The organism is Thioalkalivibrio sp. AKL6, assembly GCF_000376905.1.
Classification (GTDB): Bacteria; Pseudomonadota; Gammaproteobacteria; order Ectothiorhodospirales; family Ectothiorhodospiraceae; genus Thioalkalivibrio; species Thioalkalivibrio versutus.
Window position 1 is genome coordinate 110,935 of record NZ_AQXS01000010.1, and the last position, 16,643, is coordinate 127,577.

Genomic DNA, 16,643 nt, shown 5'->3' on the forward strand with positions numbered 1-16,643 from the left:
GCAACCGGCCATGTCGGATGGCGCACCCTGCCTGACGGATGGGGGCCTGTGGCTGCTCCCCCGAATGACCGGCGGGCTGTTCGGCGGCCCGGCAAAGCTGCGGGCAAACCCTCCGCGGCGACGATGCGGGTCCTATCGGAGTCCGAAGAATCCCAGTATGAACAGGACGATAACGATGGCGCCGACGATGTAGATGATCTGGTTCATGAGCTTTTTCCTGGTTGGACGGGTTCGGCGACAGGCTGTCCGAACCCCGTGATTCGCCTTTAAGCGTATGCGTGGCCGGATTGCCCGTCGGTGCGGCACCGCACAGGGCGTCTCGGGACTCATGCGAGCGGGCCGCGCACGCTTCGAGGTCATCACTGCATTGGCTTGCTTGTCGCGCACAGACACCCGCATGGCCGCATGCCGAAGTAGGACGGGTTGTGTTCCGCTGCCGGGTTTTGTTCGGCAACAGACAGACGCGGGGCTTGGCGCTCACGTAGCTTGACGCTGGCTAAACACCGAGAACGTGGGCGGTGGCTCGAACACGCCGGAGACCGCATCCGGGATGCGGGTCGGGCCCCCGTAAGTGATTGGCGGGTGGGCCGGGCGGTGATCCCGGACGTGACTCCTTTTTATCCACAACCGTTAACGGGAGAACAACATGAACAAGGACCAGATCAAGGGCCGCGTCGAAGAGGCGAAGGGCCAGGCAAAGCAGACCGCCGGCAAGGTCGTTGGCAACAAGGAACTGGAAGTGAAAGGAAGCGCTCAGAAGGCGGGTGGAAAGCTCCAGGCGGGATATGGCGACCTGAAGAAGGACATCAAGGATTCCACCTGACCCGGACTTTCCGCGAGTGAAACCGGTCACCGGCTGCGAACGCGGTGCGTCCGCCGGGAAGCAGAGCGGCCCGGCACCGGGCTATTATGCGCGCACCAGGGGCGGTGACCTCGGGATGGATTTGACTGGAGGACCGATGCGGAAGCTGAGCCCGGAGTTCGAGAGACAGTTGCAATTGCGCCATGAGGCGGAGTGCCGGCTTAAAGAGGGTTCGGCTCCGCCTACCGGTGGCTGGACGGTTGGCCCGGATTCGCTGACGCTCCTTTACCGCCTGGCGAGTGACCCCGATACCGCCGCGGATGCCCTCAGGCTGCTGAGTGAACTGCAGACCCACCAGGTCGAGCTGGATCTGCAGAATTTCCAGCTGAGAACCGACCAGGAGGAGCTGGACCAGGCCCTGGCGCGTTATCGAAGTCTCTATGAGTTTGCGCCGGTGGGGTATCTGGTGGTCGGGCTCGATGGAAGAATCCGCGAAGGCAATCGCGCCGGAGCGGAGCTGCTCGGTACGGCACCGGATGGACTCGAGGGCGCGCCCCTGGCGTCGTGGTTCGCGCAGGGCAGCCAGTCGGCGATCCAGGGCGTGGTTGAAGCGTGCCGGGAAGGCGCCGGGGGTGTCTGCTGCTCGGTCGAATCCAGCGGCCGAGGGGGTAATGGCGCAGAACTTTTGCGAATCACCGCGAGCCTGGGCCCGGGGGGCGAGGACGTATTGCTGATCGTCTCGAGGTGCGAATCATCGCCGCGATGAGTCTGCCCGAGAGGCGCTGAGTATGGGTAACCGTTCCCCTGTCGATGCTCCGGAGGCGGTGCGCATTATAGGAATCGGGGCATCGGCCGGCGGTCTGGTCGCGCTGGAGGAGTTTCTGCACCGCATACCGCCGAATCGCGGCATTGCTTGTGTCGTGGTGCAGCATCTTGATCCCACCCAGAAGGGGTTGCTGCCCGAACTGCTGCAGCGGGTTACGGCCATGCCAGTGCGTGCGGCCGAACAGGGGATGCGCATCGAACCGGGTCACGTGTATGTGATTCCGCCGAACACGGAACTCACCGTGGTCGGCACGACACTGCATTTGGCCGCACCCGCGGAGCCACGGGGCATGCGCTTGCCAGTCAATATCCTGTTTTCGTCGCTGGCCAGTGGGCAAGGCGAACGCGCCATCGGTGTCGTGCTCTCCGGTATGGGCTCGGACGGAACGGCGGGCCTGGAGGCGATCAAGGCCGTGGGCGGCCTGACGGCGGTGCAAGACCCAGAATCGGCGCAGTTCGACTCGATGCCCCGAAGCGCCATCAATGCGGGGTGTGCCGATATCGTGGCGACGCCGAGCGAGTTGCCGGAACGGATCCTGGCCGTCGTGCGCGAGGCGAGCGTCGTTTCAGAAGAGGCGCCCCCCTTGGATAGCTCCACGCCTCTGGAACGGATCGTTGCCGCGTTGCAGCAGCGGATTCGCCATGACTTTTCGTTGTACAAGCCCAGCACGCTGCAGCGCCGGACGGAACGGCGCATGGCCATCCATGGCATCGCCTCGCTGGAGGAGTACGCGGCGTTCCTCGAACACAACGCGCAGGAATCCGAACTGCTGTTCAAGGAACTGCTGATCGGCGTGACCCGTTTCTTCCGTGATCCCGCCGCCTGGGAGTATCTGGCGGATACGGTGCTGCCCGGGCTTCTGGAGCGGCAGAAGGGGGCAGAGAAGCTTCGCGCCTGGGTGATTGGCTGTTCGACCGGCGAGGAGGCCTATTCGCTGGCCATGGTGTTCACCGAGGTCATGGAGCGATCGCAGCCGCCGCCTGCCGTCACGCTGCAGATCTTCGCGTCGGATTTGAGTCCGGACGGCATTGCGACCGCGCGCCGGGGCCGGTATCCACTCGCGATCGCGGACGATGTGTCGCCCGAACGGCTGGAGCGTTTCTTTACCGCCCATGAACACCACTATCAGGTGATACCGGGCATTCGGGACATGGTGCTGTTCTCCCAGCATGACGTGATCCTCGACCCGCCATTCACCAAGCTCGACCTGATTGCCTGCCGCAACCTGCTGATCTATTTTGGGCCGGTGTTGCAACGCAAGCTGCTGCCCCTGTTCCACTACACCCTGCGCCCGGGTGGCGTGCTGTTTCTGGGGACTTCCGAGACCGTCGGGCAATTCAACCATCTGTTCACGCCGATCGAGTCGCGGATGCGGTTCTATCAGCGCCAGGATCACACCTACATGGGTGGGCGTGATTTCCTGCTGCATGCCTTCCCGCCGCTGTCGGGCCCGAGCAAGGAGCGTCCCGTGTCCCCATCCGAGGTTTCCTCCCAACCCACCGATGCGCTGCAGGCGGAGGCCGATCAGGTCCTGCTGCAGGTGTATGCGCCGGCCGCGGTGGTGCTCAACGCCGATGGGGATATCGTCTACGTCAGCGGCCATACCGGAAAGTACCTCGAGCCGGCCGCCGGCAAGGCTAACTGGAATATCTTCGCCATGGCGCGCGAAGGCCTGGGTGGACCTCTGGTCGGGGCGTTGAAGCAGGCCGCGAAGGCCGACCGCCCCCTGCATCTGCATAGCCTGGAAGTGTCCACGCACGCCGGAGTGCAGCGCGTCGATGTCACCGTGCATGCCTTTCATGACGCATCCCCCTTGCGGGGCATGACCATGATCGTCTTCCGTGATCTGGCCCCGAGCACGGCCGGGCGGGGTGGGCGCGGGAACAAGAACAAGGGCAAGGGGCCCATGCCGGCGGCGCATGATGCCCAGCTGCAGCAATACCGCGCCGAGATCGAGGCCTTGCGCGAAGAGGCGCGCACGGCCCGGGAAGACTCGCAGGCTGCGACCGAGGAGCTGCAATCCGCCAACGAGGAACTGCAGTCGACCAACGAGGAGCTCAACAGCTCGAAGGAAGAGATGCAGTCCATGAACGAGGAACTGCAGACGATCAATGCCGAGCTGCAGGCCAAGCTGGACGATCTCGCGCTCGCGCAGAGCGACATGCAGAACGTGCTCAACAGCATCGATATCGCCATCCTGTTCCTGGATCAGAATCTGGATGTCCGGCGTTATACCGATCAGGCGGCCCGGGTCTTCCGACTCCGGGAGAGCGATGTCGGCCGGCCGCTGAGCGATCTGACCACCAGCCTGGAATACCCGGAGCTGCATGACGATGCCCGCGATACCCTGCGCACCCTGGCCGTCTCGGAGAAACAGATCACGACCGACGACGGGCGCTGGTTCACGGTCCGCATCATGCCCTATCGGCGGGTGGACAACGTGATCGATGGGGTGGTGATCACCATGGTCGATATCACCGAGACCAAGAGGCTGGAAGCCGCGTTGCGGGAGTAGGCAAACCGATGACGGCCCGCCCCAATGGGCGGGCCGTCATGGAGCATGGACGAGTGGCGGCGCGCCACCGCGGCCTCGGCAGGGGGGCCGCGCGTGCGTATCGGGGCCGGCTGTTCGCGTCCGGCCGCTATTTGAGCTGCATGTCGTTCTCGACCGACCGTACGCCCTCGACGCCACGTGCGATCTCGACGGCCTTGTTGATGTCCTCCTGGGAACTGACGAAGCCGCTCAACTGCACGCGGCCCTCGTAGGTCTCGACGCTGACTTCGAAGCCGCTCAGGGATGGCTCGTTGAACAATGCCGCCTTCACCTTGGTGGTGATCACGCTGTCGTCGACGTACTCGCCGACCGTCTGTCGTTCACCCGATCCAGCGCAACCCGCGAGGAGCAGGGCCAGCAAAAGGGTCAGGAAGATCGGGGGTAAATATCGCAACTGTCTCATTTCTTGTTCTCCAGATGGGTGTGGACCAAGTCACCGTGGACGGTGTCGGTCCGGGGCTGCCTTGGCTTCGGGGTGTCGGTGGCGGCATGTCCGTCGGCAGGAACGATGGGGACTAGATCCGGCCGGTGAGTAGCAGGATGAGAAGGATGATCAGCACCACGCCGATTACCCCGCCCGGGGCATAACCCCAGTTCCGGCTATGCGGCCACGTCGGGATCACGCCGATCAACAGCAGGACGAGGACGATGAGCAGAATGGTTCCCAGTGTCATGGCGTTTCACTCAGTGTTGTGGGCCTTTTTGTGGCCGGGTCTTCTTGACCAGCACCTGTGAGAAAGTCTGGCGCGTGGCCGATGGGCTGTCTGTACGATCCCGCACACATAGCGGGCCTTTCCGCAAGCGAGAAAGATCCGGCGTTACTGCGGGGCAGGCGGGCCGGCTTGAGTTCAACCGGCGCGTGGGCCCCCAACTTGTCGACCAACGGGCGGTGCGCCGCGCCTGGTCCGGTTACCGATCGGAGGGGCAAGGCAGGGAAGGGAAGGTTGTTTTGTTCGGCGGCGAACAGAGTCGTCCGCAGGGGCATGGCATTCTTGTCCGGTCGCGTTTGCCCAAGCCGGGTCAGCCCGGGTAGCGGGTTGGCGGCTTTCTGCCTGGGGAAGCCAGAATGAGGAGGGCTGTCCGCGCTATGGAACGCGCATTCGGTCCGGAGAGAGGAGTGATCATGACCGCCAACGAGCTCGGAAACGCCCCCGGTGATGCCCTTGACCGCACGGGTAGCTGCGCAGACGGGGGCGATGGCCCTGTCTTCTCCAGGAGTGCCCTTGCCAGAGTCTGGAGCGGGCAGGAACGGCTGCGACAGAAAATGCGGAGCCGAACCTCGACGAGCGCTGCTCGCCGCAACGGCTAAGGGCACGGCCCTGCCTTGCGCAATAGCCGCTGAAAATCGTCCAGTGGCAGTGGCGCGCTGAACAGGAAACCCTGGAAGGTATCGCAGTCCTGATCGGCGAGGAGACGGCGCTGTGCCTCGGTTTCTACGCCTTCGGCAACGGTCGCGAGCCCCAGGCTCTTGGACAGGGCGAGGATGGCCGAAACCAGGGTGGCGTCATTCCCCGGTTGACCCATGTTGGCCACCAGCGATCGGTCGATCTTGATTTCCTGCAGCCGCAGCCGAGTAAGGCGAGACAGGGACGACCACCCCCTTCCGAAGTCATCCACCGATAAGCGAACGCCGAGGTCCATGAGCTGGCACGACCGCGCGATGGTCGCTTCACTGCTGTCGAGGGTCGCGCCCTCGGTCAGCTCCAGGGTCAGCCTTTCCGGATTGGCGCCAGTGGACTCCAGTGCCTGGCGGACCTGATCGATGAAATCGGCCTGCCGGAACTCCAGCGCACTGATATTGACCGCCAGGGTAAGTTCGCGGGTAGCGGGATCCTGCGCCCAGGCGGCGAGCTGGGCGCAGGCGATCTCCAGCACCCAGCGTCCGATGGGCAGGATCAGACCCGTCTGCGCGGCCATCCCGAGGAAGGCGCCAGGCGCCATCAATCCGTGTTTCGGGTGTCGCCAGCGCAGCAGCGACTCGGCCCCCACCACGCGCCGTGTTCCATCGAACCGGGGTTGGTAGTGGAGTTCGAGCTGTCCCTTGCTTAGCGCCTGGCCCAGTGCGTCCTCCAGGATGCCCCGGGCATCCAGCACTGCCTGCATGGACGGGTCAAAGAAGATTACCCGGTTACGTCCGGCCGATTTCGCCCGGTACAGGGCCAGATCGGCATGCTGGAGCAATTCTTCTTCGGCTTCGCCCGGACCGAACAGGCGCACGCCGATACTGGTCGTGCAGTGGAACGCGAAGTCGCCGAGATCGACGGGCTCGGCAATGCTTTGACGCAGTTTCTCGCCAATGCTCTGGGCGAGCAGGGCGGCGCTGTCCCGCGTCGGCCCCAGGCCATCCAGGATGACCACGAATTCGTCTCCACCCATGCGCGCCACGGTATCGCCTTCGCGCAGCCCGGCACGCAGGCGCTGTCCCAACTCGGCGAGGAGCCGATCGCCGGCGTCGTGACCCCGGGTATCATTGAGCACCTTGAAATCGTCGAGGTCGAGAAACACGATCGCGCCGTAGAGGCCCTTGCGCTCGGATGCCGCCAGCGTCTGGGCCAGGCGGTCCAGCAGGAGCCGACGGTTGGGAAGGCCGGTCAGCGCATCGAAATAGGCCAGCCGGTGGATCTCTGCCGCGGCCTCGGCGCGCTCAGTGATGTCGAAGAACGCGATGCGCATGGTGGTCCCGGTGTGGGAGCGGTCCAGTGCGCCGCATTGCAGTTGGGCCGGGAACTGTGAGCCCTCCGCATTCTGGAGTAGAAGTTCGTGCTCCTGGGGTGCGTCGAGGCGGCCCGCCCACACGGCCGCGGCCCGTTCCTGCCACCGCCCCCGGTCGCAGGAAGCGATGAACTGGTCGAAGGAATGTTCAAGCAACTGTGCCTGGGTGAGGCCCAGGAGCCGGGTGGCGAGCTGATTGGCGTCGGTCAATCGGCCATCGCGCGCAAGGATCACATAGGCCACAGGGGCGGATTCGAAGAGATCGACATAGCGGTTACGCGATTCCTCCAGTTCATGCTGGGCCTGACGCAGGGTCTCGTTCTGTATCTCCAGTTCGATCTGATGAACCCGGAGTTCGTGCACGAGCGCCTGGGTCGATTCGGGGGGCTCCCGGGAAGCGACCCTTGCGAGGCGGGCCTCCGCCGCGCGCCGCAATGCGTTCTTGGTCTGGTACTCATCCCTCATCTGGTACTCAAGCCTCATGGTATCGTCCCTGTCGCATTCGGGGTTCGGCACGCCTCGTGGCCGTCTGCGTGTACCACCAGGTGTAAAGATTCATCACAAACGATTCGACCGGACGCATGCAGATGGCAGGCCGGCGCGGTGTCCGCGCGGGGTCGAACGCTCATGCCCAACCTTGGCACCGACCCTCCAGGGGGTCTGTGCGCTAGCGAACACGCGGCCGGTTCAATGGGCGTTGCCATCGTTCCGGGCCGATGGGCCGGGCCGTGTGGGCCATGCGGCATTGGTCGCTGGCTGGTGCGGGCGCGATCATGCCTTTGTAACGAGATGGAGTTCGACATGATGCTCCTGGTGGTCGTCCACCAATGGGATGCGTGAATCCGGGCACTCGACACCGTCCACCGTCATGCGCGTCGCCTGACCTTCAGGTTCCCCGATCGGCCGGATGGTGATGTGGTAGACCGTCTCGCGGTAGCGGTAGTGGATGCGGTAGGCGTCCCAGTCCGCAGGGATGCGGGGCGCGATGCGCAGATGGTCGGCCTCCAGGTGCAGGCCCAGCAGGGTCTCGACCGTCAGCCGGTACATCCAGCCGGCCGCCCCGGTGTACCAGGTCCAGCCGCCGCGGCCGGTGTGCGGTGGGGCGCCGTAGATATCCGCGCACATCACGTAGGGCTCGACCCGGTAGCGTTCGATCGCCTCCGGGGTGCTGCCCTGGTGGATGGGATTGAGCATGGCGAAGAACTCCCAGGCGCGTTCCGTGTCGCCCATCCTGGCGAATGCCATCGTGGTCCAGATCGCGGCATGGGTGTACTGGCCGCCGTTCTCGCGCACACCGGGGATGTAGCCCTTGATGTACCCCGGTTCCAGGTCGGAGTGGTCGAAGGGCGGGTCGAGCAGCTGGATGATCCGCTCGTCGCGTCGCACCAGGCGCGTGTCCACCGCCGCCATTGCCTGGCGGGCGCGCAGCGGGTCGCCACCCCCGGAGAGGATCGCCCAGCTCTGGCTGATCGAATCGATCTGGCACTCCTCGTTGCTGGACGAACCCAGCGGAGTCCCATTGTCGAACCAGGCGCGCCGGTACCAGGCACCGTCCCAGGCTTCGGCTTCGATGTTGTCGCGAAGCGCTTCGGCCTGCGCGGTGCACAACTCGGCAAAGTCCGCGTCGCCGTGCTTGCGTGCGAGGTCGGCGAATCGCTCGAGATTCTCGAACAGGAACCACGCGAGCCACACGCTCTCGCCCTTGCCCTCGTTGCCGACCAGATTCATGCCGTCGTTCCAGTCGCCGCAACCCATCAGCGGCAGGTGGTGTTCGCCGAAACGCAGGCCGTGCCGAAGGGCGCGCACGCAGTGTTCATAGAGGCTGGCCGATTCCGACGAGGTCTGCGGCTGGTCGTAGTAGGCCTCCTCGTCCGCATGGAGTTCGCGGCCCTCCAGGAACGCGATGGACTCGTCGAGCACGCCGGTGTCCCCGGTGGCTGCCACGTAGCGACAGGCGGCATAGGGCAGCCACAGGTAGTCGTCGGAGAACCGGGTGCGCACGCCCTGGCCGTTGGGCGGGTGCCACCAGTGCTGCACGTCGCCCTGCGGGAACTGGCGTCCGGCACAACGAAGCAGCTGTTCGCGGGCCAGCCAGGGCGTGGCATGGACGAGCGCCATGGTGTCCTGCAACTGATCCCGGAACCCGTAGGCACCGCCGGACTGGTAATAGCCGCTGCGGCCCCACAGCCGGCACGATATCGTCTGATACACCAGCCAGCCGTTGGCCAGCACGTTCAGGGCGGGGTCGGGCGTGTCCACATGCACCGCGCCCAGCGTGTGATTCCAGTACTCCCAGACCGCTTCGAGGGCGTGGCGCGCGCCGGCGCGGCCGCCGAATCGCTGGATGTACTGGCGCGCCTCGTCGGCGTTGGCGGCCGCACCGAAGACGAACACGATCTCTTGTTCCTCTCCTGCAGCCAGTTCGATCCGGGTCTGGAGCGCGGCGCACGGGTCGAGGCCGGGCCCGGTCTTGCCGGACAGCCGCTTAAGGCGCATCGCCTCCGGGCTGGCCAGCGAGCGGTTGCGGCCAATGAATTCGTTGCGACTCCCGCTGATCCAGCGCTCGCGTCCGCCGACATGGGCAAACACCACCCGGTTGGCGCATTCGCGGCCGTAGGCATTGCGGGCCAGCAGCGCCCCGGTTTGCGCATCGGCTTCGGTGACGATGTGCATCATGTTCGCGTGCCGCCACTCGCCGAGCACCAGTTCCCAGTACCCGGTCAGCGACAGGCTGCGTGGCCGCTGCGATGTGTTGCTCAGTTTGACCCGCACGATCTTCACCGGAGCGTCCATGGCGACGTAGGTATGCAGCTTCGAGGCGATCTCCGATTCGGTGTGCTCGAACACGCTGTAGCCAAACCCGTGCCGGCATACGTAGCCGGATTGGCCGCGGGCTGGCAGCGGCGTGGGTGACCAGAACATCCCGGTCTCCTCGTCGCGGATGTAGAAAGCCTCGCCGCTGGCGTCGGAGAGCGGATCGTTGTGCCAGGTGGTGAGGCGGAACTCGTGCGCGTTCTCGACCCAGGTGTAGGCACTGCCGCTCTCGCTGACGACCGTGCCAATGTGGGGGCTGGCGATGACGTTGACCCACGGCGCCGGGGTCGTCTGGCCGGGCTCCAGGGTGACCACGTATTCCTGCCCGTCGGGGGTGAAGCCGCCCAGCCCGTTGCTGAAGACCCGCTCGCGTGACGCCAGCGGATGAACCGCTTCGGGGGTGGCGGGCTTGGCGGGTTCCAGCAGATCGGAGGCACGCGTTGCGGTCACGCGCCGGTCCACCGATCGGCCCGGCTTCGAGCGGCGCCGATCCACCGATCGTCCCTTGTTCGAGACCCGCCGATCCAGCGACTTGGCCGAGAGCCTCCGGTCCATCTCTTCGCTCAGGGTCTTGGCCGTGTCGCTGAAGACGATCCGCGCCACCGTCTGCAGCAACACCCGTTCGTCCTCGGTCAGTTCTTCGGCACGCCGCACGAAGACCCCGCCGGGGTGGTCGACGACCTGCGCCTCGGGTCCGGCGTGGATCAGCCCCATGATTTGATCCTGGAGCAGGGCGCGGTAGCCGGAGAAGTCCTCGTTCACGATCACCAGGTCCGCGGCCAGGCCCTTCAGACGCCAGTAGGTGTGGGCCTGCAGGATCTGCCGGACCAGGCCGATGCGATCCAGGTTGCGGATGTGCAACAGGACAATGGGCAGGTCCCCCGAGATGCCGAAGCGCCACAGCCCGGACTGGCCCAGCCGGTTGCGCGCGATGGTGGCGGGCTCGGTGCGGCGCAGGGCGTTGCCGTAGACGACGGAACTGGCCAGGCGACCGAAGAGCTGGGCATCGACTTCGGTGGCATTGATGTGGCGCAGCACCTCCTGGCTCTGGAACCAGGCCATCTCGAATGCCCGCTCGACAAAGTAGCGGTCGCAATACTTTTCCAGCAGGGCCAGTGCGGTCTCGCGGGTGTCCACGGCCCCGGAGATGATCTGCACGCTGGCCGACTCGTCGGGCGCCAGGGTCAGGGTGCGGCGGATCGCGACCACGGGGTCGAGCACCGGCCCATCCGTATTGGAAAGGGTCGCCTCGCTGTCCGGCTTGTCGAGCACCAGCGGGTTGGCGGCGCTGCGCCCGCGGCCGATGAAGCGGGCACGGTCGGTCTCGTAGGAGGGTTCGTCGGTTGTCGCACCCGGGGCCGCCATCAGGTGGAACATCCAGGGCACTTGTTCGCCCGGCGTGCGTGGGCGCCGCGTGCAGAGGATCGCCTGGCGCTCCGGCAGGATCTCGGTCTGCACGAACAGATTGCTGAACGAGCGGTGCGCGAGGTCGTTGTTCAACGGCGCCAGCACCACCTCCGCGTAGCTGGTCACCTCGATGTGGCGGGTACTGGACGACTGGTTGGTGAGGGTGACGCGGCGGATCTCGACATCGTCCTCGGGCGAGACACAGATCTCGGTGTGGGCCTCGATCGCGTGGTCGCGGCGGCGGTATTCCGCCCGCCCCTGGACGAAGATCGCCTCGTAGTGGTCGGCGGGGCGCAGGGTGGGCTGGTGGGCTGTCGACCAGTAGGTGCCGCTGTCGCGGTCGCGCAGGTAGATAAACGTGCCCCAGCCATCGGTGGTGGCATCCTCGCGCCAGCGGGTGACGGCGAGGTCGCGCCAGCGGCTGGCGCTGCCGCCGGCATGCGTCGCCACGACGTGGTAACGACCGTTCGACAGCAGATGAACCTCGGGCATCGGCGTGTCCGGGTCGGTGAACATGCGCATGATCGAACCGGTGTCCGCGCCGGAGGGGCGAGCGGCGGCACTGACCTCCGCAGCGTGCGGGTGCACGGTGGCGCCCTTCTTTGGCACCCGTTCCTGGAGCAGCAATTCGGTCGCCCGCACCAGCGGATCGGACATGAAACGGCGCTGCATTGGCTGATCGAGCAGGACATGGGCAAAGGCGAGCAGGCTCATGCCCTGGTGATGCGCCATGAAGGAGCGCACAACGGCATGCGGATTGCCGTGCGGCACCCGGGTCGCCGTATAGTCGATCGCCTCGTAGAAGCCGTAGGCGCCGAGGAATCCCTGATCCGCCAGGTTCTGGAGGTTACGGCAGGCGTCCTGCGGTGCCACGGTCAGGGCCAGGGCGCTGGCGTAGGGTGCGATCACCAGGTCATCGCCCAGCCCCCGCTTCAGGCCGAGGCCGGGAACGCCGAAGGCGCGGTACTGGTACACCTGATGGAGATCCGTGGCGCTGTAACAGGACTCGGATATACCCCAGGGCACTGCCCGTTGACGGCCGTATTCGATCTGGCGTGCCACGGCCGCCTTGCCGGTCTGGTCCAGCAGGGTATTGGCGTAGCTCGGCATGATGAGCTGCGGCATCAGGTACTCGAACATGGAGCCGCTCCACGAGATCAGGCTGATGTCGCCTCCATGGCGAGTCAGCAGGCGGCCGAGCGTGAACCAGTGTTTCTGCGGCACCTGTCCCTGCGCGATGAGCAGGAAACTGGCCAGGCGGGCTTCCGATGCCAGCAGGTCGTAGCACGATGGGTCACGCCGCCGTTCGGTCACGTCATAGCCGATGGCCAGCAGGTCGCGCGGCGCGTCGTAGAGAAACTCGAAATCCATGGTCGCCAGTGCGCTGCAACGCCCGATCAGGTCATCGATGCGGTCGATCTGCGCCCGGGCCCCGCCATCTCCAGTATCCGCTCGGGCCAGTTCCGCCAGCGTCGGGAGGCCGTTGTCCGGCCACGTGGCGGGAACCAGCTGCGCGAACTCTTCCTGGAGGGCCTTGGCCTGGCGCTGGAATGCCTGCGTCCAGGCATCCAGTTCAGGGTCGGTTTCGGTACCTGGCGGCGGCTCCTCGAGGAGCATGCCTCCGAGTAGTCGGTGAAGCTCGCCGAGCGCACGGGTGGCGGCCTCCAGGGTCTGCGGGGGGCCGTTCAGCATCAGGGTGCGCAGGGTCTCCTGCAGCCGGCCGACCGTTTTCGTCAACTCGGGCGCGGAAGCAGGGGGCAAGTGTTCGGCGAGCACCTCCAGGGTGTCCTGTAGGCCCTGCCACGCGTTCGCGGTCAGTATCGGTTGGTGCTTCAGCTCCTCCAGGCCGGCCTGCAGGGTCAGCAGGCTGCCGGCCAGGTTACCGCTGTCCACCGACGATACGTATTGCGGCTGGAGGGGTTGCAGCGTGCGGGTGTCGTACCAGTTGTAGAAATGCCCGCGATAGCGTTCCAGCTGCTCCATCGAGCCCAGGGTATTGCCGATGCGTTCCAGGCATTCCCCGGTCGTGAGATAGCCGAAATCGACCGCTGCCAGATCGGCCAGTAGCGCCATGCCCATGTTGGTCGGCGAGGTCCGCGTGGCGATGGCCGAGGCGGGGGATTCCTGAAAATTGTCGGGTGGGAGCCAGTGGTCTTCGGGGCCGACGAAGTCCAGGAAGTAGCGCCAGGTGCGTCGGGCCACGGCCCGCAGGAAAGCCCGCTGATCCGCGCTCAGGTCCGGGGTGGAAACGATCAGCGGCCGGCTGATCCACCAGCCGATCACCGGCGAGACCAGCCACAGCAGCAGGATCGGGGCGGCGGCAAGCCAGACCGCCGCCGGGCTGCCGGTTAGGGCCAGTAGCATGCCCAGCACGACGGCAAGGCCGGGTGCGCTCGCCATCTCCCGGAAGAAACCGGCCGGCGTCTGGCGGGCGTTGCGGCGCGCGTACGATGGCAGGTACCACAGCAGCAGACCGCTGCGCGTGTACAGCATGCGGATGCCCGAGTGCAGGATCGCACCCACGCTGATCCGCGCGTCGTAGGGCAGGAAGGCCAGGGTCAGCAGGGCGAGCAGCAGCGGCCGGCCGGTCGACCGTCCGGTCAGGTTCAAGTGTGGCGCCCAGTCGCGTCCGGTTGGCTTGTCGATCAGCTCGATGATGCTGGACAGCAGGGTGGGCAGGAGCACCACGGCCACGACCAGCAGGGTCCACAGCCACGCCGGTCCCAGCAGCCAGCCCCCTGCAAGCAGGAGCACCAGCGCGGGCGCCACCAGGCTGCGCCGCAGGTTGTCGAACAGTTTCCAGCGCGACAGGGCCGAGAGCGGGTTCGGCTGGCGCGGTCCCATGGATCCGTCCGGGCCGGGCGGCCCCGGTACCCGCGGGCGCAGCCAGCCTGCCAGTTGCCAGTCGCCGCGTATCCAGCGGTGGCGCCGACTGGCCTCGATGGCAACACTGGCCGGGTGTTCCTCGATCAGTTCGATATCGGTCACCAGGGCCGACCGCGCATACCCGCTTTCGAGCAGGTCGTGACTGAGGATCAGGTTTTCCGGAAAGCGTCCGTCGACGGCCTGGCGGAACGCATCCACGTCATAGATGCCCTTGCCGATAAACGAGCCTTCGCAGAAGACATCCTGGTAGACGTCCGACACTTCACGGGTATACGGGTCGAGGCCGGACTCGCCGGCAAACAATCGGCTGAAGTGCGACTGCTCGGCGCTGGTCAGGCTGATCATCGCGCGGGGCTGGAGGATCGCATAGCCCTCCACCACGCGGCCCTTTTCGGGGTCGTAGACCGGGCGGTTGAGCGGATGCGCCAGATTGCCGATCAGGGCGCGGGCGGCGTCGCGCGGTAGCTGTGTATCGGTATCCAGGGTGATGACGTACTGGATCGACGCGAGCACGGACGGATCGCCAACGAGATCGGAGAAGGCGGTCAGGGCTTCGCCTCGCAGCCGCGCATTGAACTGCTCCAGCTTGCCGCGCTTGCGCTCATGGCCCATCCATATCTGCTCGAACGGATTCCACACCCGGGGCCGGTGGAACAAGTAAAAGATGCAGGGGCGGTCGTCGCTGTAGGTCTGGTTGAGTTGTTCGACTGCACTGCGCGCATGGGCGAGCAGGGCCTCGTCCCCGGGCATGGTTTGTTCGGGCGCGTCGCGGAAGTCCGTCAGCAGGGCGAAAAACAGGTTGGGATCACGATTCCCGAGATAGCGGATCTCCATGGCTTCGAGCAGATCATCGACGTCCTGAGGACTTCCCAGCAGGGTGGGTACGACTACCATGGTGCGGTGGCGGTCGGGAATCCCGTGGGAAAAATCCATGCGCGGCAAGGCCCGTGGTGGCAAAACGCGCGTGTACAGCAGGTTCACCAGGGCGATCGCCAGCGCCGAGGCGGCGATCAGGAGCGGAAGCGCAAGCAGCCAGTTCCACCCGGAACCGGCGCCGAAGAAGCCTCCAAGGGCTGCCGCAACCCCTGCGATGACGAGCGTGAGCAGCCCAATGGGCCCCAGATACAGGGGCAGGCTGTGTTCCCGGAACACCCCGCGGATGCGGGATCTCCACGAGGGCCGGTAGCCCACTGCATGCTCCAGGTCCGGACGTCCCCGGTCGACCAGGTAGTAACCCACATGCACATTGCGGTCGCGGTGGTTCCGGTGTGTGGCTGCCGCTTGTGCCAGACCGATGGCTTCGTGCGCGACGGTCGGTTCGCTGCGGCCGCTGTGGCGCGCCACTTCCTCAATGACGTGGCGATACCGGTCGCGGGTCGCGAAGTCCTGGCCGGCGTAGCTGCCCATTGGATCCTCGCTCAGGATCCGTTCCACCACGCTGAGTGACTCGACATACTGCTTCCAGTCCATCGAGGAGATGAACCGCAGGCTGCCGATGCAGTTGGCGATGGAAATCTGGTTGGCTGCCGCCGTGCGTCCATACGCCTCGGACAACCCGGTAGTGGTGACCCCCTGTTCCTGCAACCGTTGCTCGACCCATGTCTGCACGAAGGCCATGGCCGGCCCCTGCGCCTGGAGCCGGCCGTAGAACTCCTCCACAAACGGCGCCGTCAGCGGTACATCGGCACTGGCAAACTCGGCCAGCAACTGGATCAGCTGCGCGGGTTCGCGTTCGGCGGCCGCGAGCATGCGGTCCGCCCAGCTGATGGCCGCGTCGCGCTCCACGCGGCGCTGGGCGATGCGCACCCCGACGCGGCGCAGGTTCTCCAGCAAGGCCAGCTGGAGCATGATCGGGAACGCCCACAGCTCACCCAGTTTCAGGGGCTCGACGGTTTGATAGGCGGCGATCATCTCGGTGGCGTTGTCGCGATCGACCCGCCCATCCATGTGCGAGATCAGTCCCAGCGCCAGGTCGTAGATGCGCGGGAATCCCGCCGAGGGGCCATCGGCCAGGTGCGGCAGCTGCCGGCTGTAGCCGTCCGGCAGATGCCGTCGTGCCATCGCGATCTGCTGCTCGATCAGGTAGAAGTTGTCGAGCAGCCACGCCTCGTCCGGCACGATTCGCTGGCCCGGTACTTCGGCACGGGTCGCGGTGATGACGTCGTAGGCCGCGATCAGGACCCGTTCATTGTCCGCCAGCCGTGGCAGCAGCCGGTCCGGTCCGGGGCGGGGATCGATACGGTGCTGCTCGGCCAGCGTGACCGCATGCCGCTTGAGCTGCTCGACGCTCAGAAGCTCCGAACGCAGCAACTCGGTGTCGCGGTCGTGGCGAAGCGCCTCGCGCGTACGCGAGGAAGATCCGAACGCCTTGATGTCGATGACCTTCTCCTTGTCCGGACGCAGGTGGGTCAGGGCCGGGCTGGCCTACCCCGTCGTTTGCAGCCATTTCAGTCTTGCACCATGCATCGCCCCCGTATGTTCGCCAGCGCACTGTCGCCTTCCCTTGAATAGTGTCCATCGAGAACTGGAAGGCTTCGGTCAGGCCAGGGAAACACGGATCCAGTTAGGCGTTCGGCTAAAGCCCTTTCCAAAACGTCCGCAGAAACGGGGTTAAACTCAAGCGGAGTACCATCAGCGACTTT

At 65.7% G+C, this 16,643-nt stretch carries 7 protein-coding genes; 3 read left to right on the forward strand and 4 right to left on the reverse strand.

The features are described from left to right. Positions 1-646: 646 nt before the first annotated feature. The 3 genes from D575_RS0108550 (at position 647) to D575_RS0108560 (ending at position 4,143) form a co-directional block, all read left to right on the forward strand. Positions 647-823 carry a CsbD family protein gene (locus D575_RS0108550; protein WP_018145502.1) on the forward strand — a complete coding sequence of 59 codons (177 nt, stop codon included), beginning with the start codon at positions 647-649 and terminating at the stop codon, positions 821-823. 136 nt (positions 824-959) lie between these two features. Continuing rightward, entirely contained in the window at positions 960-1,568 is a 609-nt protein-coding gene (locus D575_RS0108555) for a PAS domain S-box protein (RefSeq protein ID WP_018145503.1), read from the forward strand. Between the two features lie 22 nt (positions 1,569-1,590). After that, complete coding sequence (locus tag D575_RS0108560) at positions 1,591-4,143, forward strand: chemotaxis protein CheB (RefSeq protein WP_026182094.1); 2,553 nt, start codon at positions 1,591-1,593, stop codon at positions 4,141-4,143. A 127-nt stretch (positions 4,144-4,270) separates the two neighbouring features. Here the strand turns inward: D575_RS0108560 and D575_RS0108565 are convergent, their stop codons facing one another. The 4 genes from D575_RS0108565 to D575_RS0108580 form a co-directional block, all read right to left on the reverse strand. Next, a complete protein-coding gene (locus D575_RS0108565) occupies positions 4,271-4,585 on the reverse strand; it encodes a BON domain-containing protein (protein WP_018145505.1) in 315 nt (104 codons plus the stop codon). A gap of 112 nt (positions 4,586-4,697) precedes the next feature. Beyond that, positions 4,698-4,856 carry a DUF3309 family protein gene (locus tag D575_RS14070; protein ID WP_018145506.1) on the reverse strand — a complete coding sequence of 53 codons (159 nt, stop codon included), beginning with the start codon at positions 4,854-4,856 and terminating at the stop codon, positions 4,698-4,700. Between the two features lie 631 nt (positions 4,857-5,487). Further along, complete coding sequence (locus tag D575_RS0108575; RefSeq protein ID WP_026182095.1) at positions 5,488-7,257, reverse strand: EAL domain-containing protein; 1,770 nt, start codon at positions 7,255-7,257, stop codon at positions 5,488-5,490. Positions 7,258-7,665: 408 nt separating this feature from the next. Then, positions 7,666-16,311, reverse strand: a complete 8,646-nt coding sequence (locus tag D575_RS0108580) for a GH36-type glycosyl hydrolase domain-containing protein (RefSeq protein ID WP_018145508.1) — start codon at positions 16,309-16,311, stop codon at positions 7,666-7,668. Positions 16,312-16,643 lie beyond the last annotated feature (332 nt).

Excerpts from the sequence above, each read along its gene's own strand:
- D575_RS0108550 (WP_018145502.1), top strand. The coding sequence starts at position 647 with ATGAACAAGGACCAGATCAAGGGCCGCGTCGAAGAGGCGAAGGGCCAG.
- D575_RS0108555 (WP_018145503.1), top strand. The coding sequence starts at position 960 with ATGCGGAAGCTGAGCCCGGAGTTCGAGAGACAGTTGCAATTGCGCCAT.
- D575_RS0108560 (WP_026182094.1), top strand. The coding sequence starts at position 1,591 with ATGGGTAACCGTTCCCCTGTCGATGCTCCGGAGGCGGTGCGCATTATA.
- D575_RS0108565 (WP_018145505.1), bottom strand. The coding sequence starts at position 4,585 with ATGAGACAGTTGCGATATTTACCCCCGATCTTCCTGACCCTTTTGCTG.
- D575_RS14070 (WP_018145506.1), bottom strand. The coding sequence starts at position 4,856 with ATGACACTGGGAACCATTCTGCTCATCGTCCTCGTCCTGCTGTTGATC.